The sequence below is a fragment of the Deinococcus rhizophilus genome, from assembly GCF_030271215.1.
GTDB classification, from domain to species: Bacteria; Deinococcota; Deinococci; order Deinococcales; family Deinococcaceae; genus Deinococcus; species Deinococcus rhizophilus.
In genome coordinates this window covers 3741-7170 of record NZ_JASNGB010000048.1, presented here as the reverse complement: position 1 = coordinate 7170, position 3430 = coordinate 3741, and the positions used below count along the sequence as shown (strand labels likewise).

The following is a 3430-nucleotide window of genomic DNA, read 5'->3' as shown; positions in this document are numbered from 1 at the left end:
CGGTGGGGCCGCTCGCGGCGCTGCTGGCCTACGCGGTGGCCCGGCTGGCCCTGCGGCGCACCGCGCGGGGCGGGCTGATCGCGCTGGGGGCGGCGCTGCTCGCGGCGGTGCTGACCTGGCGCATCGGGATTCCGGTCACGGTGATCGGCAGCCAGCTCAATGCCAGCTTCCTGATCGCGCTGGCGTGCGTGGGGCTGTTCGGCGTGCTGATGTGGCGCACGGCGACCGGGTACGCGCTGCGGGCGGTGGGTCTGTCGCCCCGCGCAGCCGAGTACGGCGGCATCAGCGTGGCGCGCGGCACCATCCTGGCGATGACCCTGGCGGGGATGTTCGCGGGGCTGGCCGGGACCCACTACGTGAACGGCGGGGCGCTCGACGAGTACCGCCTCAAGGGCAACATGCCCGTCAGCGTGGGCTTCGACGGGATCGCGGTGGCGCTGATGGGCCAGAACACCCCGGCGGGCGTGATGGCGGCCAGCCTGCTGTTCGGCACCATCGACACCGGCAGCGTGGGCGTGCAGCGGCTGGAGAACATCAGCCGCGACATCGTGGTGGTCCTCAAGGCATTGATCGTGCTGTTTATCGCGGCGGGCGGCTTTCTCAGCCGCCGGGTGACCGATCCGCCGCCGCCCCAGCTCGCGGCCACGGGGGGCGGGGGCAACGCGGCCCCGGCAGCGGCGGGCCTGACCCCATCGGTCGCCGCGCAGGAACGCGCCACCCCCAACCCCAACGTGACCCGCGCCAGCGAAACCAACAAAGACGTGACCCAGGGGGGAAATCAGTAATGGACGGCCTCTTCGCGCAACTTCTGACCACGGCCTTTCTCGCCACCTTCATCCGCAGCGTGGTGCCGCTGCTGCTGACCGGGCTGGGCGGCCTCTTTTCCGAACGCAGCGGTGTGGTGAACATCGCGCTCGACGGCCTGATCATCTTCGGGGCGCTCGCGGGCGCGGTGGCGACGCTGGCGCTGGAGCCCTCGCTGGGTCCGCTGGCCCCCTGGCTTGGCTGGCTCGCCGGGGCCGTCGTGGGCGGGTTGATCGCCTGGATTCACGCGGTCGTCTCCATCAAGTACCGCGCCGATCAGGTGATCTCGGGCACGGCGATCAACCTGCTGGCGACCGGGGTGCCCGCCGTGATCCTGACCGCGCTGTACGGCAGCAGCACCGAGAGCCCCAAGGTGCAGAACGCGCTGCCGCTGTGGGGGATCGGGGAGCTGCGCTTCAGCCCGCCCGTGTTCTTCGCGCTGCTGACGGTGCTGGTGACGTGGTACGTGCTGTACCGCACCCCCTACGGCCTGCGGCTGCGGGCCACCGGCGAGCATCCCGGCGCGGCGGCCAGCATGGGCGTGAACGTGCGGCGGATGCGCTACAGCGGCGTGATCCTGTCGGGCGTGCTGGCGGGGACGGCGGGCGTGTTCCTGAGCATCGGGAACCTGGACTCCTACGTGCGCAACATCAGCGCGGGCCTGGGCTTCATCTCGCTGGCCGCGCTGATCTTCGGGCAGTGGAAGCCGCTGGGCGTGCTCGGGGCGACCGTGCTGTTCGGCTTCCTGCAAGCACTCTCCATCACGCTGGGCGGCACCGACCTGCTGCCCCCCACGCTGGTCGGGGCGCTGCCCTACCTGATCACCATCATCGCGCTGGTCTTCACCGGGCGCAGCGCCGCGCCCAAGGCCCTGGGCAAACCGCTGGACGGCTAGCAAACCGCTGGACGGCTAGCCACGCTGCCGCCGGACCGTGGGCCGTGGGGGACGTTCCCCTGCGGCCCTTTTGTTTGGGAAGAGCGTGGACCAAGTTCGCGTCAGCCCCTCTCATCCCCGCGCCCACGCCCGCGTGCTCCCTTGGGAAAGATGGCCCAGCGTGCTCCTTCCGTGTTCAGTCTGTTTCTCCTCCTCACGCTGACCTCCCTGCCCACCGCGTGGGCGGCTTCCTCCACCGTGACCGTGCGCTCCGGCGACACCCTCTCCGGCCTCTCGCAGCGGACCGGGGTGAGCGTGGCCCGCCTGCGCTCGCTGAACAGCCTGAGGGGAAACCTGATCCGGCCGGGCCAGGTGCTGCGGCTGCGTGCGGCGGGCGCTGCGGCCAAGCCTGCGGGCGGACTGGCCCCCTACACCGTGCGGCGCGGCGACACCCTGAGCGCCATCGCCCAGCGGGCCGGGGTGAGTGTGGCGGCGCTGCGGGCCGCGAACGGCCTCCCGGGCAGCCTGATTCGCACCGGGCAGAAGCTGAAGGTCCCCCCGCGCGGCACCCGGACCTGGCCGCCGAAAACCGCCGCCCGCGCCGCCCCGCCGCGCCCCACCACCGAGGTGCGCCTCATTCACAGCCACGTGGCGGCCAAACCCGGCGAGACGCTGGGCACGCTGGCAAGGCGCTACCGCACCACCGAGAAGAACCTGCTGGCCCTCAACGACCTCGGCCGCCGCCGCCTCTACCCCGGTCAGCGGGTGCTGGTGCCGCAGCGGATTCCGGTGCCCATTCCGCCCAAGCCGACCGGCAAGCCCGTGAGCGTCAAGCGGCTGACGCCCCTGAACATCCCCGTGCGGGTGGTGAACGTGGACCTGCGCTGGCGCGACGTGCTGGTCACGCCGGTGCTGCCGCCCGGCGGGATCGGGCGGGGGGCGCGGGTCAGCACCCTGTCGCGGGTCAGCGGGGCGAAAGCGGTGGTCAACGGCAGCTACTTTCACCCGCAGTCGTACATCCCGGCCGGGGACCTGGTGGTGCGCGGACGGCTGGTGGCGCTGGGGCGCATTCCGGCGGGCCTCGCCATCACGCCCGACAACCGCGCGACCATCCGGACCGTGCCCGCGCGGGGAGACGGGGCGAAGGTGGCGTGGCGCGGCATGGAGACGGTGGTCGCCGCTGGCCCCCGCATCCTGAAAGACGGGCTGGTCAACCGGCAGTATTCCAGTGCCTTTCGCGACCCGGCCCTCTTCGGGCGGGCGGCCCGCAGCGCGGTGGGGCTGGTGAGCAACCGCGACCTCGTGCTGGTGACCACCCACGCCCGGCTCACCACCACCGAGATGGGCAAGGTGATGGCCCGTCTGGGAGTCCGCGACGCCCTGCTGCTCGACGGCGGCAGCAGCGCGGGCGTCGCCTGGAACGGCACAGCGGTGCTGGAAAGCGTGCGGAGCGTGGCGTACGGGATCGGGGTGTTCACGGGATACGAGGGGCGGCGGTACGCGCGGTGAGGGAGGAGGGTGTGGCGGGGACGGGGGGGAGAACTTCGCTTTTGCGCTTGCTTTTCCTTGTGTCGGCCGCCTTCAGCGTTCCCACCTCGCATGTTCACTTGGGCCGAAGGATGGCGTGGAGGGGGAAACGGGGGCGGGGCAAGCAGGGATAACGGTGGGGGGACGCCCTTTGCCGAGCGCAGCGCTGCTCCCCCTGCCTCCCTGGGGGTAGGGGGCTGGGGGGTAGGGGGCTGGGGGGTGGGG

The 3430-nt window shown here is 72.1% G+C and carries 3 protein-coding genes; all 3 read left to right on the top strand.

What is annotated here, in order from left to right; genetic code table 11:
* Positions 1–785, top strand: a 785-nt coding sequence (locus tag QOL99_RS07235; RefSeq protein WP_407650150.1) for an ABC transporter permease, incomplete at its 5' end; no start/stop codon positions are given.
* Positions 785–1699, top strand: coding sequence for an ABC transporter permease (locus tag QOL99_RS07230; protein ID WP_285522610.1), 915 nt, complete (start codon positions 785–787; stop codon positions 1697–1699). The genes QOL99_RS07235 and QOL99_RS07230, both read left to right, overlap by 1 nt.
* Positions 1700–1870: 171 nt before the next feature.
* Positions 1871–3187 (top strand): LysM peptidoglycan-binding domain-containing protein, encoded by a 1317-nt coding sequence (locus tag QOL99_RS07225; protein WP_285522609.1) that lies wholly within the window; start codon positions 1871–1873, stop codon positions 3185–3187.
* Positions 3188–3430: the final 243 nt, after the last annotated feature.

What these genes read in the sequence shown, in the direction of transcription:
- QOL99_RS07230 (WP_285522610.1), top strand. Translation starts at nt 785, where the DNA reads ATGGACGGCCTCTTCGCGCAACTTCTGACCACGGCCTTTCTCGCCACC.